The organism is Paenibacillus tritici (assembly GCF_018207515.1).
GTDB lineage: Bacteria > Bacillota > Bacilli > Paenibacillales > Paenibacillaceae > Paenibacillus_AQ > Paenibacillus_AQ tritici.
Genome location: NZ_CP073365.1, coordinates 7,629,740 through 7,653,535, shown reverse-complemented (window position 1 = coordinate 7,653,535; position 23,796 = coordinate 7,629,740). Strand labels below are relative to the sequence as shown.

The following is a 23,796-nucleotide window of genomic DNA, read 5'->3' as shown; positions in this document are numbered from 1 at the left end:
TCACCCTCCTTAACTTAAACGAATCTCTGCCTGCGGCGGCTGCAATGTATTCACGGTGCGCAAGTAATTCCCCGGCGTACAGCCGTAGACTTCCTTGAACCGCTTGATGAAGTAAGCTGTAGTTCCATAGCCGACGCTAGCGGCAACCTGTTCGACAGACATCTTGTTGTTCTCAATCAGCAGCCTGGCCTGTTCCATCCGCCTGCCGGTGATATAGTCCGTGTAGGTGATCCCCAGCTCTTCCTTAAACAGCTTGCTTAGATACTTAGGGCTGATGAAGACCTTGGAAGCTACGGCATCCAGGGACAGATCCTCGGGCAGATGCTTCCCGATATATTCCTTGGCCGTTTCAATAGCCGACAACGCACGGTCACTGTTCCGCTTCTCCGTATCAGCAATGAAGGTGCTGATGGACGCAGCGAACCATTCCTGGAAATGCCGGATATCCGCAAGGGCAATGTACTCGTTATAGAGGTCCAGATGCCCTTGAAGGGCAGGGGTATAGCGGACGCTTTTCAGAACATCGGAATACATGAAGACGGTATTTGCCAGAATGAAGTGGCAATAGTCCGCAGGGTAACTGCCTTCCCGCATAGCCGTCACCAATTGCTCCAGGGCTGCCAGGGACTCCTCCAGCTGGCGGGTCTGCAATTTATCCTTGAGTCTGGTTAGGACGGGCTGCGGAATCTCCTCAAGACTCTGCTCCTTCTCCAGCAAGTCCCGATCCTTCAAGACGGTTACCTCCGGCAAAAAGTAAGCATATTTCATGAATGTCTGTGCTTCGGTATAGCTGTGATGGAGACGGCGGATGTCATCCACCCAGCAGCCCCGGGAGAGCTGAATCCCGGTCTGGAACTGCTTGCGGGTCTCCGTCACGATATGCTCCGAGAGCTGTTCAAGGAGAATCCCGGAGGCTTCGCGTGTACCGAGGATTATAATAAGCTGCTTGTCCGGAAGCTCTTCGGCGATAATCCGGCTTCCCGGCAGCCGAATCTCCTCAAGCCCTTCGATGATTCCGGTCATTGCCGTTTGCATCCCGCTAAGACTCATGTGAGTATAAGCTCCCCGCGTATTCAAGAGCAGGCAGCAGTAACGGGTATACTCCGGCGACAGTCCCAGGAATTCAGGATCTCCCGTCACCTTACCCTGCGCAGGGCTGCCCTGAAGGAGATTCATGATGATATTCTGCCGGATATGCGGACTGCTGGCCAGCAGGGTGTCCTCCAGACTGCTGACTTTATCGTTCAACCGGACGAAGGCAGAGTCAATCAGGCTAAATTCGTTAGCGGCAGGATCTGGCGCAGAACCGGACAGATCCTTAATCCTCCGGAGGAGCCGTTTGACCGGGCTGTAATTTAGGGTGGCCAGGATTCCAGACAAGCCGATGCCCACCAAGAGGGCGAACAGGCAGAGGGACAGAATGAGCCGCTGGACAACCCCCCATTTCTCATAAAAGAGGTCCGCCGGGGAAGCGTTGAAGATCTTCCAGCCGGTAGAAGGCAGATCCTGATATGAGATCACGTAAGCGCTACCACCAATCTCCTGGCTTAAGCTCCCGGAGGTCTCTGAAGAGGCTAATGCATCAGCAATGCTGGCAGCATAGGTGCCTTCCTGGGCCACCGTATCCGGATGAGAGCCGGCCAGAATTTGTCCGGATGGTGTTGCAATGAAGCTGCTCTGATCCCGGGCAGGCATCATATTCAGCAGAATATCACGTAGTGCGCGCTCCTTCAGGTCAATGGCGATCAGCAGCTCACTGTCAGCACCGGAGGAACGAAAAGGATAGCTGTGCGCATAGGTAATCAAGGAGCTGCCGCTGCCGCCGGGAATGCTGGACACAATATCCTCCGGGACGAAGCGGGCTTCTGTCCATAGTCTGTTACCGGAATTACGCTTCATTCCATTAACCCAATCGCTCCAGTAGGCAGACCCGGCTCCCTGATCGGCATTAAATTTCAGTCCGTATAGCGAGGAGAGCAGGATGTGCTGCCGTGGGGCATACAGATGTACAGCCTGGATCAAGTCCGAGTTACTCGCCACTTGCGCCCTCAACATGTCCTGGAGACTGCTCACTTTGCTGAGGTTCGATGGAAGAGAAGCATCGGGTAACAGGCCGAGCGCTGCCTGCTGGTTCAGTGAGACCTCCAGATAGATCTGCTGGACCCGCTCAAGGACGGAGGTTTCTATGGTACTGGCTGTATTCTCAAGGATGAGCCGGTTGCGGCTCTGAAGCTCTTCCTTATAATGGTTCGAGAAATAAAGATAGAAGGCAGAGCAGAGCAAGAGGACAATGACTAACACAACAGAGATGTATGAGGCAGTCAGGACGGCGAAAGCCGAGTTCCATTTACGCAAGATGTATTCCCCCTCCCAAGCGGATTATACACTAACCCCTAACAGTTATGTTCGTGGCTTGTGTTAATTGAAGGTTAAATGTCCGGAAATGGCTGAATTGTTCCCAAAATCATAGAATTGCGAAATTGTGTTATTGAGTGGCGGCGAAGGCTAGTGCTATATTGAGTCCGATTCGGAACGTCCAATACTACTGGGATAGGGGCTGACACATTGAACTTGAAGTCGAAAAGCAAGCTGTTGTCTGTTACGGCAGGTCTGGTACTCCTCACGAATTCGATCGCGGTACATCCTGCAGAGGCGGCCACGGGTAATTCATTAACCGGGCTGCCGGCTGCTCCGGCATGGGGGCATTTCGTAGATACCTATAAGAATAACACACCTGTTAATCTGGCGGTGTATTCCAACCCCTCGATCGGTGTTCTCTCCGGCTTCCTGGATCTTTGGACACCGGGCGCTACCTGGGATACCGGAACGAAGCTGAACAATGATGTGCTGGATTACAACATTCAATATGTGGCGGATCTGTCTAAGACCCGTACTCCGGCAGAGGAGGAGGCCGCGTATTACGATGACCGGCGGAATCAGACCTATGGTGCAGTTGACGGTCTTGGTCCGTTGTCTGAGGTGTACCGTACGATGTCAGGAACCTACACTACGATTAACAGCATCCCGGATGATGCAACTACGGTGAAGTACAATGACGGCAATGATACCAATAAGGGCGGGGATTCTGATTCCCAATTAGGCAAAATGGTTGACCTGATCGGAATCGTCCGCGGCAATTATGCTTCAACGAGTCAGGCCAAGAAATTCTACAGCTACATGCGTCCGTTCCGCTGGAAGGATACCTCTGTCATCGTGCCGACGTTGATGCCGGCCAGAAGCACAACGCCTGCCACAGACGGCGGCTTCCCGAGCGGACATACCAACGCTTCCTATCTGGCAGCCCTGGCTCTGGCGTATTCCGTACCTGAGCGCTTCCAGGAGCTGATGACCCGGGCCTCAGAGATGGGGAACAACCGGGTTATTGCCGGGATGCATTCGCCCCTCGACGTAATGGGCGGACGGGTTACGGCAATGGCCTTTGCAGCGGGAGCCCTGACGGACCCAGATAATGCCGCGCTGAAGCAAGCGGCCTATACTCAGGCTCATGAAGTACTGCTTACACAGACGGGTACCGCAGAAGACCGATTCACGGATTATGCGAAGAATAAGGCCCTGTACACCCAGCGGCTAACCTACGGATTCCCGCAGATTCACTCCACGACTGAGCCTGCTGTTGCTCCTAAGGGAGCAGAGGTCTTGCTGGAGACCCGCCTGCCTTACCTGAGTGCGGATCAGCGTAGAGCAGTTCTCGTAACAACGCCACTCCCTTCCGGTTATCCACTGCTGGATGATCCCGAAGGCTGGGGACGATTGAACCTGTTCGCCGCTGCTGACGGGTACGGTGCATTCGCTGAGCATGTAACGGTAGCCATGGACGCTGCGAAGGGCGGCTTCCACGCCGCAGACCGCTGGCGGAATGATATCTCCGGGACGGGCGGACTGACCAAGGAGGGTACAGGCACGCTTAAGCTGGCGGGCAGCAACACGTATTCCGGTGGTACAGAGGTGAACGCAGGTATCCTGGAAGGAGACTCGGCAACAGCCTTCGGCAAAGGGAATGTGACGAATACCGGCGGTTCTGTAGTTGAGAACGTCTACGGCCCAATGGTCATCGGCGGCAACCTCACCCAAGCTTCCGAAGGGACACTGGTTCTGAATCTTGCCGGTGCGGACGATGTGCTTAACGTTAAGGGCGCAGTGAAGGCGGACGGGAAGCTGAAGGTAAACTTCGCGAACAGCTACGTTCCAGGCAGCAACCTGATTCCGCTCATTACGCATGGCGTCAGCCAGCGCAGCGGGCAGTTTGCTTCCGTGCAGGTTGAAGGACTGCCAAGCAAATATAACGCCCAGGTCATGTACCTGAGCGATCAGATCGCGCTTAGTATTACAGATACGACAAGCGGAGGAACTGGCGGCGGTAATCCGGGCGGAACGCCGGGGACTCCGGCTGGTAATACCGGCACGGTACCAGGGACTACCGGCACCACTCCAGGGAATGGCAGCACTACTCCTGCTGAACCGGAAAAACAGCCACAGAGCGGCGTTAATCCGTTCCAATCCGGAGTGGTCAGCAGAGAAGCGGTATACAAGACCGTGACTGAAGCCATTGCAGCCACGAAGAATCAGAGCATCAGCTTCAAGGATACCGCAGGGCACTGGGGCAGCAGCACCATCGCTACAGCCGTGAAGCTGCAGATCATCAGCGGCTATGCGGACGGAAGCTTCCGCCCGGATGCACCGGTGACCAGAGCCGAATTCGCGGCGATGATTGCCCGTTCCTTCGGGCTGGGCAACACATCGGCAGCCTCAACATTCCGTGATACGGCCTCCAACTGGGTGGCTGGGTATATCGGTGCCCTGGCCGATAAAGGCATCGTAACCGGCTACGCAGACGGCAGCTTCAAGCCGGGCTGGGCCATTACCCGCGCTGAGATGGTCACGATGATCGGCCGTGTGCTTGATCTCGGCGTGCTCCAGACTGGCACTCCGGCGAGCTTCAAGGATGTCAGCAGCAGCTACTGGGCGGCCGGCGCCATCCGCCAGGCCACTTCGGCTAATCTGGTGAAGGGCATCTCTGCTTCAGCGTTCGCTCCAAAAAGTCAGGCTACCCGCGCCGAAGCGGTGGCCGTGATTATCCGCGCGCTGGAGAGCGACAGCTCGGTTAAGGCTTTGATTGCGGGCTTGTAAGCTGCAAGTGAGACAGGAGTAAGTATGTTCTTATGAATAGGATGCAGGAAGTACAAGTCGCTGGCTTGTGCTTTTTGCTATGGTTACGGCCACTTAGCCACTTTGGGTGTCGTTTCGCGCGCATTCATCACAATGTGGGCATATTTGACAAATTCAATCTACAAGTGTAATGTATAGAATAGAGCTTGTATTTACACTTGTAGATTGAATGCCGCCGCCACGGAATGGAGCTGTTATGATGAGTACAACCCCGAAGATTTCAGAAGCTGAATGGGAAATTATGAAGATTATCTGGGAGCATCATCCGCTCACCTCGGAACAAATTACCCGGCTCCTGCCTGCATCTGTGGAATGGAGCGAGCAGACGGTGCGCACCTTCGTTACCCGGCTGCTTAAGAAGAAGGCAATAGCGTATGAGAAATCCGGCCGGAGCTATCTCTATTATCCGCTGGTGTCAGAGAATGAGTGTGTCCGGGCCGAGAGCCGCTCCTTCCTGCAGCGCGTTTTTGGCGGAGCTACCCAGTTAATGGTGACCAGCTTCCTGGAGGATGTTGAGCTGTCCAAGCAGGAGATTGAACAGCTCGAACAGCTGCTCAAGGAGAAGAAGTCGCAGGGCACCAGCGGCAACTCAGGTAAGCAGGAATGAATATGGTCTACGGATGGTTTGCCGGTATCGCAGAACAGACACTGGCGGCAAGCATGGTGATTCTGGCTGTGTTGTTCATTCAATATGTTGTGCGGAGATTCATCAACGCCCGGGTGCGTTACCTCCTGTGGCTGCTTGTTATCGCCCGGCTGTTATTGCCTGCTGTACCGGACAGCCCTGTCAGCATGTTGCATATTCTCGGCAATAGTAAGCATTTGTTAACAACTATCCTGGACAAGGGGCCGGACACCGGAGCTTCTAAGGGTGATTATCAGGAGCTTCCGCCGGGAGAGGGAGATCAGGTTACATATCCGGTCAATAACACCGCTCTGGATGTACAGGGGCAGACAGACACAGCCCGGCAGAAGGATGGTGCTGTAGCAGATAACCGCAGCTCTGCGGGGGCCGCAGGCTATCCGCTCTGGATGAAGATAGGCACCGTGATCTGGTTACTGGGCGCTGCGTTTATGCTGCTGAATGGACTCCTGTACATACGGCGGATGCAGCGTGAGCGCAGACGGCTTAGAAGGGTGAATGCTCCGGAGATTCTTCAAGTGGTTCTTGCCACCAGACGCCAGTTTGGAATACGGAGAGCGATACCTATCTATACCGGAGGTTCTGCTAACAACCCATATCTGTCAGGATTCCTGCATCCATGGATTTTTGTCCCGGAGCAAGCTCTGCGGGAACTGGATGCTTCCCGGCTGCGGCACATCCTCGCGCATGAGCTTGCCCACTACAAGCGGAGGGATATGCTGTGGAACTTGCTAGGGAGTCTAGCCGCAACGATACATTGGTTCAATCCCCTGATGTGGCTGGCTATCCGGCGGATGAAGATTGATAGGGAGGTCGCCTGCGACGCCTATGTGCTGGAGGTGTTAGGAGAAGAGGAGGCTATCGACTATGGGCTTACTCTGGTGGAGTTCCTGAAGCGCTTCTCACGAGTCCGGGAGAGGAGGGGGCATCTCTATTTCTCTAACCCGCAGCAGCGGCAACAGATTAGAAGAAGAATCAGTATGATTCAATCTTTCAAAAAAGGCTCCTACCGCATGTCCGTGACGGCTGTCATTCTGGTTGCCCTATTGAGCATTGTGACTCTTACAGGCGCTTCCGGGAAGCCCGGAGACTCCGTTGTCACGGAACCTAAGGCCAATTCCGCTGGCACGCATGCAGAAGGCGTTGCTGCGGGGGAACGCGTAGCAACGCCAACGGAGCAAGGAGAGACACTGATGCCGTTAACGAGCATAGATGCACAACAGACGGAGTATGTCATCAGGCATAATCTTCTGGTGCCGATGAATGTGGAGATTGAACAAGACGGTTACCAGGTCAACATCACAGGCTTCATGGCAGACAAGAATCAATTGATTCTCTTCTATACTGCGAGAGTGGACGGCGGTAGGTCACTATTCTCTGACGGTCCTCATTTCGTAGAATGCATCATTACGGATGGTATTACCGGCAAGGTGATTAACGGCCGGACCCACGCGCTGGTCAGCAGCAGCAGCCCGGAGCAGCATATTAAAGATGCGATAGCCAGACTTCCGTTCAGTACTCCTTTGACGGACCCGCCTTCAAAGATTAAGGTAGAGTTCCATTTACGCACACTGGGAGCCAACGATTCCAACATTCAGGAGTCTCCGGCACTTCAGACCACCTTCGATGTGAGGGCAAATTACTGGAAGCAGGAGTCGCATACCATCACATCGCAAGAAACGCTTAACGTAGCGGGGCACAAGATCAAAGTGAAATTACAATTGACACCGTTAACAACCATCGCCACTTTTTATTCAGATGAACCTTTGTTTAAGAATAAGGAATTTATGAAATCATTCCATGAGAAGTACGGTTCTCCATTCCTGTGGTGGAGCAAGACTGGAACGGGAGACTATAGGCAGCAGCCAGGCACTTCATCAATTACGTTTACAGACTATGAAATGAAGATGGTTACAGAAAGCTATTATTTGTTGGATAAGCTGCAATCTCTGCGGCTGGATTTCATGAAGAGTCCGGCGAAACCTACTGGAATGAAGGATCTTGAGCATACATACCAGATGACCTTTGATGTCCCCGGACAGGATCAGAGCTGATCCGGAAGAAACAACCAACTTGTATTGAAGGAGAGTGTAGTAATGAATAGCATAAAGCGGGATACAATGGAGATTAAACATACGGCACAGACGCATCTAGGACAGGAACAAAAGCAAAGGTTGGCACCAAATAAACGGCGGTCCTCCAGGAACCGGCTATCTACCGCCATCGTCGCAGTCATGACAACCGCAGCGCTGGTGCTTAGCCCTTTTGCCGTGACAGGTCATGCTTTGGCCGCCTCGGCAACCGCCGCGAAACCGTCGGCAGCGCTTGCCCCCTTTGTAAATCCCGAGCTTCAGGGTTACCGGCAGGTTGAGTATGCCATCAAACACAATCTGGTGCAGCCGCTGAACACAGTCGTCAAAAAAGACGGTTATCAGTTGACGGTGAACGGTTTTATCGCAGACAAATATGAGCTAATTATTCTTTTTACAGCCCAAGCCGACAGTAAGAGAGCATTCGTGTTCATGCCGCCAAAGGGTCATAGTCTCCAATTGTCCGATGCGATTACAGGCAAGGTCATCAGTGGCAAGAAATTCAATGATGCGCTAGTCGTAGGCGCAAGTCCGGCAAAGAAAGATCATATTCTATATGGAATTGCTAAAATCCGGTTAAGCAGTCCATTGGCCACGCCGCCCAAAAAAGTAGCTGCGCAATTTCAGCTAGGCACATTAACCGCTATTGAGCTGAATCAGTTACAGGCACTGGATGCCGAAATGCTCGCTGTCGCCGAAAAGGCCCATGCGGACGACCCGGACCAGGCCTCATCGTTCAGCTACAGTCCTGAACTGTTAAAGAGGTATGATGCGCTCAAATCCAAAGTAAAGCAGACTCCCGTGTTGAAGGTGGCTTTTGATATCAACCCCAAGGTCTGGAAGCAGGAGACCCGGACACTGACGCCGGAGGAAACGATTGATGTGGCAGGGCATAAGATTAAAGTGAAGCTGGAATTGACACCGTTCACAACCGTAACCACACTATCCTCAGACGAAGCTTTGTTTAAAAACAGAGAGTTTATGGAGACCTTCTATATGGAATATAATCCATCGCTATTGGTTAAGAACGGAACCGGTGATTATAAATCGGAAGAGGGAGCTTCTACCTATACCTATGCAGACCATGAGATGAAAATCGTCTCAGAGAGCTACTTCTTCTTGAATAAGCCGCAGTCGCTTCGCCTGGATTTCACCACTATGAAGGAGAGTAAGATTACACAGCAGTTAGTTGTTGATTTGTCTAACCAATAATTGCAGGTTATTCGTAGTGTCTTAGGGCCATCCGTGAAGGGTGGCTCTTTTTTTGCCGGTACAGGGTGCGCGGAGAATGTCTCTTAAGCAGGGCATGTTATGGGCAGGGATGTGATAAAATACAGGGACATGACAAGATGAGACCGATGGAGGAAATATGTTAATTCAACTGATAAGCGTAGGCAAATTGAAGGAAAAGTATCTGACGCTTGGCATCGCGGAATATGCCAAGCGGTTAACGCCCTACATCAAGTTCCAGATGATTGAGGTGGCGGATGAGAAGGCCCCTGATAACCTCAGCGACGCAGAGGTTATTCAGGTGAAGGTGCGCGAGGGCGAGCGCATCCTCGCGCAGATCAAGAGCGAAGCGCATGTTATTGCGCTCGCGATTGACGGCAAGCTCTGGAGCTCGGAGGAGCTTGCCGCCGAGATCGACCGGCTCGGCACCTACGGGACGAGCCATGTCGTCTTCGTCATCGGAGGCAGCCACGGCCTCTCCGATGACGTCATGCGCCGCGCCCAGCAGCGCATGAGCTTCGGCCGCATGACGCTGCCCCACCAGCTCATGCGGCTGGTGCTGGTGGAGCAGGTATACCGGGCGGTGAAGATCAATCGCGGAGAACCGTACCATAAGTAGGGCGGATATGTATTTTGTCAAGTTGAAAATGATGGAAATTCTTGTTTAGTGTATAATAATATTAGTTCTTTATCTTTAAGGAGAAGGTTAATTTTGTACTTAAAAAACAGCACTTTTGATAAAAATAATTTACTTGAATTAGTTGATAAGATTCGAAGAGAATCCAGTGTTGCGATCAAAGCTGATAAACAAATAGAGCTAGGACAGTTCTTTACTAGCTCTAGAATTGCAAGTCTTATGGCATCTATGTTTGATGAAGGTAGAAGTACGGTAAGGTTACTTGATGCTGGAGCAGGAGTAGGGTCTCTAAGTGCAGCTTTTGTTGCAGAAATGTGTTGTAGAGAAATCAAACCTAAAAAAATTTTTATTGTTTCATACGAAAAGGACGCAATGTTATTGTCTTATTTGTGTAAAACTAGGGAAATATGTAATGATGCTTGCAAGCGTGTAGGAATAAAGTTGATCTGGGAAATATTGAATCATGATTTTATTGAGGAAAGTAGAGATCTCTTGGAGAATAGTGAAGTGGATGATTCACAATTTCAACGTTTTGATTGTGCAATTTTGAATCCACCTTATCGTAAAATCCATAGTAATTCGTTAGAACGGAAGCTCTTGAAAGGAATCGCAATAGAAACTTCTAATTTATACTCTGCTTTTGTAATATTAGCAATACGTCTTTTAAAGAGTAATGGTGAGTTGGTAGCTATTACACCTAGAAGTTTCTGTAATGGCCCGTATTATAAATCCTTTCGAAAAGAAATGTTAAACGAAACAACATTTTGTCAAATTCATACCTTTGATTCAAGAAGGAGTACATTCAGTGATGATGGAGTGCAACAAGAAAACATAATTTTTAAATTAATAAAGGGAAAATCACAAAATAATAATAACGTAACAATTTCATCTAGTTTTGCAAACACAGATAAAATTGCTAAATATCATATACGTTATGATCAATTTGTACACCCCAATGATAAAGAGATGTTTATAAGAATATTAAAAAATGATTCAGGATATCGAATTTCAGATCAAATAGATAAGTTAGGAAATACAATAGAAGATCTGGGGATTTCAGTATCCACAGGTAAAGTGGTGGACTTTAGATCTAAAGATTATCTGCATAGTGAATCATTACATGGAACAGTGCCACTAATTTATTCTAGTCACTTTGAGGACGGATTTGTAAAGTGGCCTAAAATAAATAGTAAGAAACTAGATTCTATTATTCAGAACTGTATGACTGATAGCCTCTTAGTACCTTCTGGTTTTTATGTTTTAGTTAAGCGGTTTTCTTCAAAAGAGGAACGCAGAAGAGTTGTTGCAGCTATCTATGACCCTGAAAGAGTGATTTTTTCAAAAGTCGGATTTGAAAATCATTTAAACTACTTTCATATTAACGGAGAAGGTCTAACTGAGAGAATAGCTAAAGGATTAGCTGTATTTCTAAATTCTTCAATAATTGACTCATATTTACGTCAGTTCAACGGTCATACTCAAGTAAATGCAACGGATTTAAGAAATCTTAAATATCCTGGTATAGAACAATTAGAGGAAATAGGGAAAAGAGTAGGTACTCATTTACCTGAACAAGACGAGATTGACTTAATGATAAATGAGTTATTCTAAAAATATCGGTTGTAAGCATAAACACTTGGGAGGGATAAGAATGTCATTACAAGAAGAGGTAGATAAAAAAGCAAAAGAAATTCAAGCGGATGGATATCCAATGTCAATTGGAGAGTTGGCAAATATGTATAGGGATGGCGAATTAAAGGTTAATCCGGAATTTCAAAGGTTTTTTAGATGGTCAGACGCCCAAAAAACTAAATTAATAGAATCAATACTTTTAGGAATACCGATACCGCCGATTTTTGTCTCTCATGGTGAGAAGGGAATATGGGATGTTATCGATGGACTGCAGAGACTATCGACAATATTTGAATTTATGGGTTTATTAAAAGCCCCTGATAATACGTTGAAGCCGCCTAGTAAATTATTAGGTACAAAGTTTCTACCATCTTTAGAGAATAAAATGTGGGAAAGCCCTGATGACCTAGAAAATTCCTTTACTCAAGAGTTAAGAATTGATTTTAAAAGATCGAAATTTGATATTAAAATTATTAAAAAGACTAGTGATAAAGATGCTAAGTACGAACTCTTTCAAAGAATCAATACAGGTGGAACAAAGTTGTCAGACCAAGAAGTTAGAAATTGTCTATTAATAATGGTTAATAGGGACTTTTATTTGTGGGCAGTAGAACTTGTGAAACATCAGTCATTTGTAAATTGCATACCTCTTTCAGAAAAACAACAATTAGAACAGTTTAATATGGAAATTTTAATGCGTTATTTAGTTATCCGACATGCAGATTTAAGTAATATTAAAGGTAACGAAGATATTGGAGATTATATTTCGGAAGAAATTATAAATATAGCTGAAAATGGAGCATTAGATCTACAAAAGGAAGAAGCAGTTTTTTATAAGACCTTTGACTACCTGGATAGAATTCTCTCAGATGACACTTTTCGAAAATTTGATCATGAGAAGGGCAAATTTAGAGGGGCCTTCTCGATGCCAGCATTTGAAGTGATTATTGCAGGTTTAAGTGAGAATATAGATGAAATAAATACGAAGGCACCAGAGGAAATGAGTCAGATTATTAAAGAAATATATATTTCTCAGGAATATTTAAACGTTACAACTAGAGGGGGCGCTCGCCCTATTACGAGGTTGAAAGAACTAGCTACATTAAGCAAGGGAGTATTTATGAATGGCTGAGTACTCGCTCGAGAAATTCCAAACAAAACTTGATAAAAATATCTCTTGGAGAAAACGTGAGCTTACGATACTTAAAAATAATGTTGATGAATCAGAGGAGAATCTACTAGTTACATCAATAAGATCAGGAATAACATTATTGTATGGTCATTGGGAAGGGTTCATTAAAACAACTGCTCGAGAGTATTTAAAATATTTAAACAGTCTGAATATAAAATGTATTGATATGAAAGATAATTTCATAACTCTATCAATGAAGAAAACAATAGTTAACTCGAGGCAATCTAATAGATGTTTATCACATTCTGAAATTATAAGTGAGTTATTATATGAATCCGAAAAAATATTTAATGTTGATGAAATGGATAAGCTTATTGTAGATACTGATTCAAACTTAACCTATGCAATATTAGAAGATATATTATTTAGTTTGGGTTTGGACTGTGAAGCTTTTGAGATAAAGGATAACTTTATAAAGGAAAACTTAGTGCTTGAGCGAAACAAAATTGCTCATGGTGAATATGTGTTAATTGTGGATCCTAGGAAAAATAAAAGTGATGAAGAAAAAAGGGCGAAAGAAGAATTTCAAAATCTATATCATGAAATGTTAAAACTTATGGAGAAGTTTAAGGAATTAGTATTTGATGCTGCATATAAGGAAAAATATCTAAAACAGGTCCAAAGTTGATTGTTAGTCATAATTAATACAGAATATTTGCGGTGAGGTCACTCAATTGGGTGACCTTATTTTTCGCCCTACAAATGTTACGGTGAACCGTATCATTTGTAGGGCGCATCCATGTGATATCATTAATTTGTAATTTTTTCACTGACTATTCACTTAAGTAATTCTTCAAAAAGTACATACTTGAAAATATTAGAGACTTATCTTAAGGAAAATTATAGAATTATAGAAAATGATTTTACTAAGGGAGCTGTCATAAAATGGTGTTAAATATTCCTGATGAATTCACTGCAATAATAAAGAAAAATAACCAGTTGCACGTTATTGTAAATAGTACCGTTTCTGACTTTACGGAGATAATATACCATAGTCAATTTGAATTTTTCCCAGAATATACCGAACATAAGATGGATCATATTAATAAAGTCCTTGAAACATCTCTATTTTTATCAAAAGATAGCGCACTTAACTTATTGACTCCTGAGGATATTTGTTCGCTAATACTATCAATCTTATTACATGACATTGGAATGCACTTAACTTACGAAGGCTTTCAGTCAATAATTAATGGTAGTTACGCAGAAAATAGAATAAAAGAACTTGATAGTAAATCATGGCCAGAACTTTGGCATTCATATATTAACGAGTTAAAGAAACTTAGTGGAAAATCGTTGATAAATCTATTTGGTCAAGATTTTGAAATAAAGGAACTCCCAAATAATAAAGACTATTTATCTCGACTTGATAGAAAAGTAATTGGTGAATTTATCCGTCGTCATCATCCGAGGCTGGCACATGAAATTGCTATTTTTGGTTTTCCAAAAACAAACGATTCTGTAATCGATTTTGCACCAGATATGGAAAGTGGTCTTAAAGATATAATTGGTATAGTAGCAAGAAGTCATGGAATGGATATTCGGAATACTTTTGACTATCTACAAAAAAAGTTTGACAAAGCTTGGAGAAATCCACGAAATGTTAAATGCATTTATCAAATGGTAATCCTGCGTATCTCCGATTATTTACATATTACTTCTGAAAGAGCGCCGCAAATTTATTTGAATACAAATAATATATCTAGTACTATTTCAAAGCTTGAGTGGGATTTACACAAATCTGTCAAAGAGATTAATTATGAGTTACCTGATAGAGAAGCTCTTTTTATTATTGCAGAGCCAAGTGATAGCATCAGATATTTGAAACTAATAAAGCGATTTAAAGATATACAATTTGAAATTGATACTTCATGGGCTATATTAGGTGAGGTATACAATTTCATGGAAAACTTCAGAAGTTTGGGAATCAAAATCCGAAGAATTCAATCAAATCTTGATTCAATCGATAAATTCTCGGAAAGTGTAAGCTATCTTCCAAGAGAAATTAGGTGCCAAAGTTCTCCTGAATTGATCAAACTACTAATCGCACCTTTATATGGAGATAATCCGTCGTTTGGTGTAAGAGAATTATTGCAAAACTCAATAGATGCTTGTCTTGAACGGAAATTATGTGATGAAAGATTGAGCAGTTCCTATACACCTAATATAATAATTGATATTTGCAAAGAAAATGATACTAACTATTTCTCAATTATAGATAATGGTATCGGGATGAATGAAGAGATAATTGTAAACTACTTTTTAAGAGCTGGTGCTTCTTTCAGGAACAGCCAAAATTGGAGAGACAAGTTCACGCGTGATAATGGTAGTTCGTTAGTTCAAAGAAATGGGAGATTTGGAGTAGGTGTATTTGCAGGTTTCTTACTAGGGGAAAATATAAAAGTAAAAACTAGGAATTTAAATGATGACAGAACTTTTGAATTCGAAGTAAGTTTAGCAAAGGATCAGATTGAAGTTCAAGTCGACAAAAACCCAAACACTATAGGTACAGAAATAAAAATAGAAGTAACAAACTCTATTATGGAAATATTGGAGGAACAACTTAGAATTGGAACTAATTATTCAGGTGTTTCTTGGCATGATTGGTATAAATCAAGCGACATTAATATAAAAATATTAATCCCTATAGATTGGGAAAAGTATTCTGACAAAATTAAAAATAAAGAAATTATTAAGAAGGATGATATAAGTCAACAAGTATTATACTCAAATAATTATCAGGAAATTCGATGGACTAATACGAATCTTAACAAGTATTATGATTTAGTTTGCAACGGGATTGTAATACCAAATGGGTACAGACTAAATTCATATGATTTTCCAATATTCGATAAAAACATACCACTATTAATGATATCAGATTATGATGGGCATCTACCTCTAACATTAGATAGAAATAAGATCTATGGTGAACTACCATTCAGTGATGAACTTGTGGCAGATGTATGTAAAGATATTCTCGCTAATCTTTTACAGATACCTACCCTTGAGTTTGATTCAAATGGAAAATTTAAAATAATAAATAATTTACTAAAGCACGTAAATCTAGAATCAAGATTTCATTATTTCAATGCAATTGAAGAATCAGATATATTATTTTTGAAAGATGGATTTTGTTTAGTCCATTCGTTTAATATCGACAGGCTAAATTTAATGAGTATTAATAAGTTATGGCTCAATGACTTGAATGACAATTTCTTGAATTCTGAAGATTCGCTTAATGGCATTATATTTTCTGAAAGAAAACCAAATGCCATACCTGATTTTAAAAATACAATAGATAATGATTATCTTAAAATCGACAAGTACTATTCTATTCAGGGAAAAAGAATATTTCTTCATAAGGACCGGTATAAATATTTACTGGAAAAAGATAGAATGAGGGCTGGTTTTAAGAAAGGGATAGTTGAAAAGCAAGTAGGTAAAAATATTGTCTGTTTAGAGATAGGGCTGACAGATAAAAATGATTTTGACTTTGAGATGTTTGATAAGAATTTTAAGAAGTTTAATTTGTTTTGCAAGTATTATTTAGGGCCAAGGGTTGAAAGAAGGAAAGTTGAAGTTTATAGACAAGGCCAAAGTGATGTGAGGGATGTTTTTACCGAAGTATTGAAAAACGTAATGGGTCATAATGTTTTAGTGCCATATAGCCCGCAGAGCAGAGCAACAATTCACTCAAACACTTTTGAAATTCTCTCAAAGTATATACTGAAATATAAGTAGAAATATAAAAAAAAGACCCTTCTCAAACCAGCCATACAAGTTGTCTTACAACGGTTACGCCGAACCGTTACCACAAATATTTCGCCCTACTTATGATACGGTTCACCGTATTATAAGTAGTAGTAAGCGGAAAGTTAGAGTCAGACACGTAAAGGGTCCGACTCTAACTTTCTGTTTTATATTGGGAATAAATTCATCAGTGCAAAAAGGTATTTCCCTTGCTATGATAACCTCTCTCTACATCCCCACCCTCCAACACAACTCTTCTAAAACCTCACCCGCCCGTCTCATCACTCTTTTCATATCCTCGTCCTTTATCATCTCTAACTCCTTCCCCTCCCCATTTACGAGATAATTCAATTCACCCACAAACACCACAATCTCAAGCCCAGGATGATAGTCGGTATGTATCAGGAGTAACAGATCATTTAATGATATCTCTGAGCCGAACTCTGTCTTATTCTCATAGATGTATAACGCACGAATCATGGAGATGAGGGCTGAATGACAAAGAAAGAACGCTGTCTTGTATTGCTTGTGATTTCTCATAATATGAGCTAATTTCATGTGATAACGGGCTAGACTTGTATAGTCGTTGATTTTCTCTTGCAAGCTTCTTTCCATAGTGAAAGCCTCCCATAGCATATTTGGAAAAGTATCACACCTATTATAATACCTATAAGTATTATAATAAATAATAATATCTATTAATTGGTGTTTACCTTTAGGAAACTTGTCTACACTTTGGACATGGAGAGGTGAATACGGTGATGGATAAGGAAATATTGAAGCAGGTAGGAGCTCGGATACGTGCTCTTCGGAAAGAGCGGGCACTGTCACAAGAGGCGCTTGGGGAGAAGGGCGGATTTCATTTTTCATACATAGGGCAGATCGAACGTGGGGAGAAGAACGTTTCTTTATTGAATTTACATAAGATTGCAGAATCGCTTGAGGTGAATATCATTCAGTTGTTTGCTTACCAGGGTGAGGAGTTCATGGTTACCGCAGCAGAAAATGATATACAGGATATCGTCAGCATGCTCCGTGAGGCCAATGAGGAGAAGGTACGTGTGGCTAAAAATGTACTGAAGGAATTATTATAAAGAATAATTATGAAGCAAGCCTCTCAGGGCAAAAAAGATCGTTAGAAACAAAAGCGCAAGCCATTGGTTTGTGCTTTTTGCAGTAGTTTAAGACCTGACGATATACTTTTAAGAACACCTTTGGACAAAATCAATGGTGCTGAGTTTGAGCGGTTGTGGTCTCTGTACTTCAGGGATCAAGGGTATAGTGTTAAAGAAGTAGGAGTAGGAGGTAGGGATGGTGGTGTGGATTTGGTCATTATTGATAAACGTGGCGAGAGAACTGCGGTTCAAGCCAAATGTTATGCTGACCAGAATAAAGTACAGGTTATGACGGTTCGTGAACTGGTAGGCGCTAAAAGAAATCATGACTGCTTTCTATCTTTGCTGGTCACTACTTCCGATCCTACAGCAGATGCGAAGCCTGTCGAAAGACCAAGGCTATATAGGCGTAACAAAAATATCTTTAATAAAAAAATGTCGCTTTAACTAGTATGCACAACTTGCCGCTTCAGCCATCGCGCCGAACCGTATCACAAGTAACGGCAAGTTTTTTGCGGGTACATTTCAGAGCTATTAAACAGGATAATACAGTTAATAAATGAAACTTTCTGGCGATAAATGAGCAAGGGAGGTCAATAAGATTATCGAAAAATACGGAAGTGACAGAGAGCGGTTTCTAATGGATTTAATGAATTTGATGGTGCCGGTAAAGGGGGGGACCATTGAATTACGCGATTATATTAACACAAATAAATGGTTTAGCTCTGACTACAGGTTATCAGATCCTGGAAGTAATAAAAAAGCTATTACATGGACTGAAACGATCGAACCTTTCCATGTAATGAAGTATCCGGTAACCCAGCAGTTGTATCATTTTGTCATGTATGAAGAAGAAGTAGAACCGAATGTGAATAATCTGCCAATTACGGAAGTTTCGTGGATGGATTCGCTTGTCTTTTGTAATGAATTGTCCAGAATGCTTGGAAGGACGGAATGCTACATATTCACAAATGAAAGTGAGAACACGATATATAACAAGACAGCAAATGGCTTTCGATTACTGTCAGACGCTGAATGGCAATATGCGTGCAAAGCGGGAACTACGGGATACCGATATGCAAGAATTGATCAAATTGCATGGTATCAAGAAAACTCCAATGGCTCCGTTCATCAAGTAGGACAACTGCTTCCTAATCCATGGGGACTTTTTGATATGATTGGGAACGTTTGGGAATGGTGCTGGGATCTATATGATACTGAACGATATGGGAACTATAGAGTCTTCCGGGGAGGTAGCTGGGCTGAAGTTGAGAACAACTGTGGTTCTACCAGTAGAAGGAAAAGCATGCCCGATCTCAAGATAGATGATCTTGGTTTTAGAATAGCACTTACAAAACCTTGAGAACGTGACATCAAGCATGCCGAAATTGACTTAAATTCATCATGAATACCATTCTGCAAGGATGATCCTCAACTTGCCGTTACAGACAGCGCGGAGAACCATACCATAAGTGATGGCGAAAATCAATTTATAGAAATCGGAAGTCACTTCTGATATTTCGCGGCCATTGGCCGAGGTGGACCGCGTGCACATGTGCGGCTGCAGGCGACCCGGTCCCTCATTCCTAATTATCTGGCCAGTCAGAATTCTGATTGGCTTTTCTGTTTTACCAAGCCACAACTCCATGCTCATCAAAAAATCCACCAGTTGGACCATCATTAAGTATTGTGGCAAGCTCCACTACAATGGAAGCTGCTTGTTCGACTGTACGATAGCCACTATTACCATTTAGATCGGTAGCTGTAAATCCAGGGCAAACGGAGTTGATTTTAATAGGAGAATCGCTTAACTCTTTAGCTAAGGAAACGGTTAAAGCATTTACAGCCGTTTTAGAACTATTGTAGGCGAGCGAATTCGCATTATAAAATTCTGACGTTGAGTCTGAATTCAAGGTTAAGGAACCTAATGCGCTGGAAAGATTAACGATTCTTCCGGCGGAAGAATATCTGAGCAATGGAAGCATTGCTTTAGTGACAGAAAATACACCGAAAACGTTTGTCTCATAAGTACTCTTGAGAATAGACAATTCCAGTTCACTTGGAGGGGTGTTTTCTTCGAAAAACACGCCTGCATTATTAATCAAGATATCAAGCAATCCATACTCTTGCTCAATCCATTCTACTGCGGAGAGAACGGAGCTGGGGTTCGTGACATCAAGAACCACTGTTTTAGCTTTAATTTTCTCCTTTTCCAATAACGTTACGGCCTCATGTCCTTTATTTTCGCTTCTTGCTCCTATTAAAATCTCATACCCCATATTTCCCAATTGTCTTGCTGTCTCAAAACCGATACCTTTGTTTCCACCTGTAATTAATACGATCATAGATTTATTCATAAAATTGCCTCCCTACATTCTTGTTTTAATACGGCTGCGTTTACCGCATGAGTTAAGAATATCAAGGGGACAAATAAATTTCTTTGCCTACAAGCTCATTCTATTTGTTTATTTAGCTCATTTTTAGCCCCTTTAGGCATCCTTCTTCAACCTCTGCTTACGTCTAAACTCTGACGGTGGAAGTCCGAATCTTTCCTTGAATACTTTAGAAAAGTGAGCGATATTTTCGAATCCGGTCGAAAAACAGATATCCGTAACAGATAACGCTGTTTCCGCTAGCAGTTCCTTGGCTTTATCCAGCCTTCGATTGCGAATCCATTTGAGCGGTGAGGTGTTGTATATTGCTTGAAAATCCCTTTTGAACGTCGCCAGGCTTCTGCCAGACAAATAGGCCAGGTCATTAAGGGAAACAGGATTCATGAAGTTCTCCTCCATGATCTTTGTGATGCTGCCTCTGTCCTTGCTTATGGGTTGCATCATTTGATGCAACAAACGATCATTCGAATCTGCTATGTGAAACAGCAATTCCATCAGTTTCACACGAACCAGTCCTTCTTTGACTTCGTCAGGGTTCTCGAAATAGGGTTTTAACGACTCGATATAGCTTCCAATGCGGTCATTGATCGGAAAGACTGTTATCGGAACAACATCATTCACGAGACAAATCGGTTTTAAACCGGCGAATTTGAGGAATTCATCTACTATCTTCTCGTTCAGGAAAAACATCATATAGTCGAGGATGTAATCGGAATCGGGTTCACCCGCTTTCTCGTACTCGACTCCCATTGATTTATGAATAAACATCATTTCGTTGCTCCGCATCGTATATTCTTGATCACCGAAGCGAACTGTATAGACACCCGACTTGACGATTAGCAGAAGATGATCCTGCAAAAAAAAGGTTCCTTTTATGCCTTGCGTGTAAAAGCAGATTTCGATAACGGACATCCCACCCAGCTTCAAGCTTCCTTTTTTATTAGGAAACTTTACCAGTTCATTAGGCACCTTGACCATTTTGCTTGATCTCATAGCCATGGACGTCCCGCCTTACTTGTACCTGCGATTGCTCTAGTTTCCATTTCTTAATCATCCTTTCGGTTATGCCAGTCTGCGCTTACCTGTAGAATAATTAGAAGCCGTTTTGACGTTAACGTTTCAACACTTATCCTTTTAGTATAACTGGAACCCAGCGAGAATACTTTGCTGAAAAGCTCAAACGACTTGTTCATTTAGCTCCAAACGAGCAAGTTTTCCTGGATACAGTTTTCGACTATGAAGATGACCGGGGTTTACTGCGAAAAACTGAATCGTGACTGTTAAGTGATAATAAAGTAACTTGTCCACACTTTGGACAGGCCTGTCACAGGAGGCGCTTGGGGAGATAGGCGGGTTTCATTTTTCATACATAGGGCAGATTGAACGTGGGGAGAAGGTGAATATCATTCAGTTGTTTGCTTACCAGGGTGAGGAGTTCATGGTTACCGCAGCAGAGCGTGACTATTCATAGTATAAACAACAGTGGCGGCCTTCCAGGCCGCCCCTTTGTTTTCGCCGATAAACCCGTTACGTTAAAGGGATCAAGGCTGCATAACCTTCACCATCTGCGCTTCGAATTCCGCGTAAGTGATTTTACCCAAAGCCAAATCCATGCTAAGAAGGTAGATCTGTTCTGATTTTGAATAGTCGCGCTCCACTTTCAGCGATAGCTCCTCCCCCGGCAGGGGCTCCAATACATGACACTTGTTCGAAAAAGCTTCGAAATAGCGGTAGCCGAATTTGCGTTGCGAAACCGCGTCTATATGAATGCCATCAGGATTCGCGGTCAACTCTGCCGCCGTTACAAAATAACAATTTTGCTGTTCGTTAGCAAAGCGCTGCAATTGTTCATTGACCTGTCTATACTCTGTCGCTTGCTGCCCAAAACCAGTCTTACCAAGGAAATCACCAAGTCCGCCAATGATCAACGGCACCTCATCAAGATTCAATTCGTTTCTTAGGGTCTCGATGATAAGGGTTAATTTCTCGTAATAAGTTTCATGCAGCGAATGATAACTGTCGCTCTCACCCTGGTGCCAAAGAATTCCGCAGATTTGACTGGACCGCAAGGCGAAGCGAGCTTCGGACAGAGCATGCTGAAAAAGGATGCCCTCCGGATGCCAATCATTCAAAGAACTGCCACCTTCTGCACAAGGAATCAAACCAATTTCTTCATCAGAATTGGCTTTCGACCAGGCATCGGCGAAAGACGCCGCCAGGCTTACACCGGAAACCGGACGGTCATAATTAATCGGCTCTGTCATCATCTGCCACTGTCCATTACGCAGCATTTTTATTTTTTCATTATATATAGGGTCGACTTCATGCAAGAATCCACGGCCTGCCATATTAGATTGACCCAACATTAAAAATGATTTTATCATTTAATCTTCATTCCTTTACATACCTAATATAAACTAATCGAATCATTATATAGTCTGATTAGACTAAAATCAATTAATGATCACTATGCCTGGTGTTGGATTCAGTGTAAGAAAAAGGAGCTGGGTTCAGCAATGAATACGAAAGAAACGTTGTGTAATTTTGAGGAAACGGTCAGCATGCAACATGGGGATTGGCTTGTGTACTATTCTCTTCGAACAGAGATAGGAGACGGCGAGCCGTTGCAAGCGTTCACCGCCATTCCTTCACCCGAGGCAAGCGGAACTGGGGCTACCCGTTCCGTACCGGCCACTTTTGGGATAAACCAAGAAGATTTCTTTATAATCGCGGAAGCGATGCATGCGGCCATCCAATAAAGAGATGGCCTTTTAACTTGCCGTTACAGACAGCACGGGGAACCGTATCATAAGTAGGGGCAAAACTAGAGGAATGGTTCTGCACTTGAAACTACAAGTTCATTTTGTTCCGATATTGTGAAGGGGTCATTCCAGTCCACCGCTTGAACTGGCGGCTAAAGTGCGAGACATCATAATAGCCCAGGTTGTAAGCGACCTCTTCTATTGATTTGTGGTCTTCAAGCAGCATGAACTTGGCGTTATCCAGAATTAAGGAGGACAAATATTGACGAGGGGACATGCCAAAGGTTTGACTAAAGATTCGGTACAGATAAGTTCTGCTTATGGCAAGCTCTGCTGCGATTTTGGAAACCACATTCGTAAACTGCCTTTCCATAGAAGGCTCATGACGGGTGATGGATGGAGGGGCTAACTTCATGATTCTCTCGGAGGCAAAGTGCGCCATTTGGATATTGCGAATGGAGGTATCTGGCCTTCGTTTTGTTTCGGAGTCGGACAAGCACCTGCCCATCTCTCCAAACAAGCTGATGGAGGCAGAAACGATATCTAATCGGCTTGCCAAACAATCTTTATTCTTGTCGCCGCAAAGCTGGATTAATTTTTCGATGCTTTGTCGAATACCGTAAGCGTTCTCATTTTCTTTAGGAAAAAAGGTATTCTCGGTATTACACAGCATCTTTCGGAACAGGATGTCATTCAAGTCGAAATGAAGACAGAAATAAGTCAATCCTGACTCAGAGGCACAGAAATTCTCATGCATTTCGAACGGTCGAATAATAATAAAGTCCCCGGCTTGCAAAATATGACGCTGATTATTCAGTATGCAAAGTTGGACGCCTTCAATGACATAATTGACTTCGAAGATCGACTCTTCATGGGCGGGATAGGACCAACTGGCAGGAACCTTTCGCCAGTGGGCTTCATGTACATATAACGAAGTGTGTATATTGGGCAGATAATATTCTTCAAATTCATGTGTCCGCTGATGAGAGAATTTGGACTTTATTATCATTACAATCACGCCCCTTCACAGGTTCTCGCTTCCTGAGTTCATCATATCCTCACTGACATCTTTTGTCTTTATCAAAACTAAAGTAGTTTAACAGTAAATTATGGCATCAAATGGACAAATAACGAACGATTTCATACATAGTGTGAACAGATG

General features: G+C 43.8%; 20 protein-coding genes. 14 read left to right on the top strand and 6 right to left on the bottom strand.

What is annotated here, in order from left to right:
- Window positions 1–9 precede the first annotated feature (9 nt).
- On the bottom strand, window positions 10–2,355 hold the full coding sequence (locus KDC22_RS32965) for a helix-turn-helix domain-containing protein (RefSeq protein WP_211721681.1): 2,346 nt from the start codon (window positions 2,353–2,355) through the stop codon (window positions 10–12).
- A 216-nt stretch (window positions 2,356–2,571) separates the two neighbouring features.
- On the opposite strand from KDC22_RS32965, the gene KDC22_RS32960 reads away from it, so the two are divergent.
- The 9 genes from KDC22_RS32960 to KDC22_RS32920 all read left to right on the top strand — a co-directional run bounded on the left by KDC22_RS32960 (window position 2,572) and on the right by KDC22_RS32920 (window position 16,355).
- Window positions 2,572–5,148, top strand: a complete 2,577-nt coding sequence (locus KDC22_RS32960; protein ID WP_425517084.1) for an S-layer homology domain-containing protein — start codon at window positions 2,572–2,574, stop codon at window positions 5,146–5,148.
- A gap of 238 nt (window positions 5,149–5,386) precedes the next feature.
- Window positions 5,387–5,794, top strand: a complete 408-nt coding sequence (locus tag KDC22_RS32955; RefSeq protein WP_211724287.1) for a BlaI/MecI/CopY family transcriptional regulator — start codon at window positions 5,387–5,389, stop codon at window positions 5,792–5,794.
- A 2-nt stretch (window positions 5,795–5,796) separates the two neighbouring features.
- The gene (locus KDC22_RS32950) at window positions 5,797–7,884 is read left to right on the top strand and encodes a M56 family metallopeptidase (protein ID WP_211721679.1); all 2,088 of its coding nucleotides are present in this window, start codon (window positions 5,797–5,799) and stop codon (window positions 7,882–7,884) included.
- Between the two features lie 42 nt (window positions 7,885–7,926).
- Window positions 7,927–9,132 carry a DUF4179 domain-containing protein gene (locus KDC22_RS32945; protein ID WP_211721678.1) on the top strand — a complete coding sequence of 402 codons (1,206 nt, stop codon included), beginning with the start codon at window positions 7,927–7,929 and terminating at the stop codon, window positions 9,130–9,132.
- A gap of 157 nt (window positions 9,133–9,289) precedes the next feature.
- Window positions 9,290–9,769 (top strand): 23S rRNA (pseudouridine(1915)-N(3))-methyltransferase RlmH, encoded by a 480-nt coding sequence (gene rlmH / locus KDC22_RS32940; protein ID WP_211721677.1) that lies wholly within the window; start codon window positions 9,290–9,292, stop codon window positions 9,767–9,769.
- Window positions 9,770–9,862: 93 nt separating this feature from the next.
- On the top strand, window positions 9,863–11,398 hold the full coding sequence (locus KDC22_RS32935; protein ID WP_211721676.1) for an Eco57I restriction-modification methylase domain-containing protein: 1,536 nt from the start codon (window positions 9,863–9,865) through the stop codon (window positions 11,396–11,398).
- Window positions 11,399–11,438: 40 nt separating this feature from the next.
- Complete coding sequence (locus tag KDC22_RS32930; RefSeq protein WP_211721675.1) at window positions 11,439–12,551, top strand: GmrSD restriction endonuclease domain-containing protein; 1,113 nt, start codon at window positions 11,439–11,441, stop codon at window positions 12,549–12,551.
- Window positions 12,544–13,239: an MAE_28990/MAE_18760 family HEPN-like nuclease gene (locus KDC22_RS32925; RefSeq protein WP_211721674.1), complete on the top strand. Its 696-nt coding sequence runs from the start codon at window positions 12,544–12,546 to the stop codon at window positions 13,237–13,239. The genes KDC22_RS32930 and KDC22_RS32925 overlap by 8 nt, the downstream gene beginning before the upstream one ends.
- A 257-nt stretch (window positions 13,240–13,496) precedes the next feature.
- Window positions 13,497–16,355, top strand: coding sequence for an HD domain-containing protein (locus tag KDC22_RS32920; protein WP_211721673.1), 2,859 nt, complete (start codon window positions 13,497–13,499; stop codon window positions 16,353–16,355).
- A 237-nt stretch (window positions 16,356–16,592) separates the two neighbouring features.
- Here KDC22_RS32920 and KDC22_RS32915 read toward each other — a convergent pair whose 3' ends face one another.
- Complete coding sequence (locus KDC22_RS32915) at window positions 16,593–16,979, bottom strand: HEPN domain-containing protein (protein WP_211721672.1); 387 nt, start codon at window positions 16,977–16,979, stop codon at window positions 16,593–16,595.
- A gap of 143 nt (window positions 16,980–17,122) precedes the next feature.
- Between KDC22_RS32915 and KDC22_RS32910 the strand changes: the two genes are divergently transcribed.
- The 3 genes from KDC22_RS32910 (at window position 17,123) to KDC22_RS32900 (ending at window position 18,842) form a co-directional block, all read left to right on the top strand.
- Window positions 17,123–17,458 carry a helix-turn-helix domain-containing protein gene (locus KDC22_RS32910; protein WP_211721671.1) on the top strand — a complete coding sequence of 112 codons (336 nt, stop codon included), beginning with the start codon at window positions 17,123–17,125 and terminating at the stop codon, window positions 17,456–17,458.
- A 120-nt stretch (window positions 17,459–17,578) separates the two neighbouring features.
- Window positions 17,579–17,926 (top strand): restriction endonuclease, encoded by a 348-nt coding sequence (locus KDC22_RS32905; RefSeq protein WP_246553192.1) that lies wholly within the window; start codon window positions 17,579–17,581, stop codon window positions 17,924–17,926.
- Between the two features lie 193 nt (window positions 17,927–18,119).
- Entirely contained in the window at window positions 18,120–18,842 is a 723-nt protein-coding gene (locus tag KDC22_RS32900; RefSeq protein ID WP_211721670.1) for a formylglycine-generating enzyme family protein, read from the top strand.
- Window positions 18,843–19,107: 265 nt separating this feature from the next.
- Here the strand turns inward: KDC22_RS32900 and KDC22_RS32895 are convergent, their stop codons facing one another.
- Window positions 19,108–19,836: an SDR family oxidoreductase gene (locus KDC22_RS32895; RefSeq protein WP_211721669.1), complete on the bottom strand. Its 729-nt coding sequence runs from the start codon at window positions 19,834–19,836 to the stop codon at window positions 19,108–19,110.
- 132 nt (window positions 19,837–19,968) lie between these two features.
- Window positions 19,969–20,871: a helix-turn-helix domain-containing protein gene (locus KDC22_RS32890; protein ID WP_211721668.1), complete on the bottom strand. Its 903-nt coding sequence runs from the start codon at window positions 20,869–20,871 to the stop codon at window positions 19,969–19,971.
- A gap of 301 nt (window positions 20,872–21,172) precedes the next feature.
- Here KDC22_RS32890 and KDC22_RS32885 point away from each other — a divergent pair, with 301 nt between their 5' ends.
- Entirely contained in the window at window positions 21,173–21,343 is a 171-nt protein-coding gene (locus KDC22_RS32885; RefSeq protein ID WP_425517085.1) for a hypothetical protein, read from the top strand.
- A 70-nt stretch (window positions 21,344–21,413) separates the two neighbouring features.
- Here the strand turns inward: KDC22_RS32885 and KDC22_RS32880 are convergent, their stop codons facing one another.
- A complete protein-coding gene (locus KDC22_RS32880) occupies window positions 21,414–22,256 on the bottom strand; it encodes a sialate O-acetylesterase (protein WP_211721667.1) in 843 nt (280 codons plus the stop codon).
- 132 nt (window positions 22,257–22,388) lie between these two features.
- Between KDC22_RS32880 and KDC22_RS32875 the strand changes: the two genes are divergently transcribed.
- On the top strand, window positions 22,389–22,631 hold the full coding sequence (locus KDC22_RS32875; RefSeq protein ID WP_211721666.1) for a hypothetical protein: 243 nt from the start codon (window positions 22,389–22,391) through the stop codon (window positions 22,629–22,631).
- A 91-nt stretch (window positions 22,632–22,722) separates the two neighbouring features.
- On the opposite strand, the gene KDC22_RS32870 is transcribed toward KDC22_RS32875, so the two are convergent.
- Entirely contained in the window at window positions 22,723–23,643 is a 921-nt protein-coding gene (locus tag KDC22_RS32870) for an AraC family transcriptional regulator (RefSeq protein WP_246553809.1), read from the bottom strand.
- Window positions 23,644–23,796 lie beyond the last annotated feature (153 nt).

What these genes read in the sequence shown, in the direction of transcription:
- KDC22_RS32880 (WP_211721667.1), bottom strand. Translation starts at nt 22,256, where the DNA reads ATGATAAAATCATTTTTAATGTTGGGTCAATCTAATATGGCAGGCCGT.
- KDC22_RS32945 (WP_211721678.1), top strand. Translation starts at nt 7,927, where the DNA reads ATGAATAGCATAAAGCGGGATACAATGGAGATTAAACATACGGCACAG.
- KDC22_RS32895 (WP_211721669.1), bottom strand. Translation starts at nt 19,836, where the DNA reads ATGAATAAATCTATGATCGTATTAATTACAGGTGGAAACAAAGGTATC.
- KDC22_RS32920 (WP_211721673.1), top strand. Translation starts at nt 13,497, where the DNA reads ATGGTGTTAAATATTCCTGATGAATTCACTGCAATAATAAAGAAAAAT.
- KDC22_RS32870 (WP_246553809.1), bottom strand. Translation starts at nt 23,643, where the DNA reads ATGATAATAAAGTCCAAATTCTCTCATCAGCGGACACATGAATTTGAA.
- KDC22_RS32955 (WP_211724287.1), top strand. Translation starts at nt 5,387, where the DNA reads ATGAGTACAACCCCGAAGATTTCAGAAGCTGAATGGGAAATTATGAAG.
- KDC22_RS32930 (WP_211721675.1), top strand. Translation starts at nt 11,439, where the DNA reads ATGTCATTACAAGAAGAGGTAGATAAAAAAGCAAAAGAAATTCAAGCG.
- KDC22_RS32915 (WP_211721672.1), bottom strand. Translation starts at nt 16,979, where the DNA reads ATGGAAAGAAGCTTGCAAGAGAAAATCAACGACTATACAAGTCTAGCC.
- KDC22_RS32925 (WP_211721674.1), top strand. Translation starts at nt 12,544, where the DNA reads ATGGCTGAGTACTCGCTCGAGAAATTCCAAACAAAACTTGATAAAAAT.
- KDC22_RS32875 (WP_211721666.1), top strand. Translation starts at nt 22,389, where the DNA reads ATGAATACGAAAGAAACGTTGTGTAATTTTGAGGAAACGGTCAGCATG.
- rlmH (WP_211721677.1), top strand. Translation starts at nt 9,290, where the DNA reads ATGTTAATTCAACTGATAAGCGTAGGCAAATTGAAGGAAAAGTATCTG.
- KDC22_RS32900 (WP_211721670.1), top strand. Translation starts at nt 18,120, where the DNA reads ATGGATTTAATGAATTTGATGGTGCCGGTAAAGGGGGGGACCATTGAA.
- KDC22_RS32950 (WP_211721679.1), top strand. Translation starts at nt 5,797, where the DNA reads ATGGTCTACGGATGGTTTGCCGGTATCGCAGAACAGACACTGGCGGCA.
- KDC22_RS32890 (WP_211721668.1), bottom strand. Translation starts at nt 20,871, where the DNA reads ATGGCTATGAGATCAAGCAAAATGGTCAAGGTGCCTAATGAACTGGTA.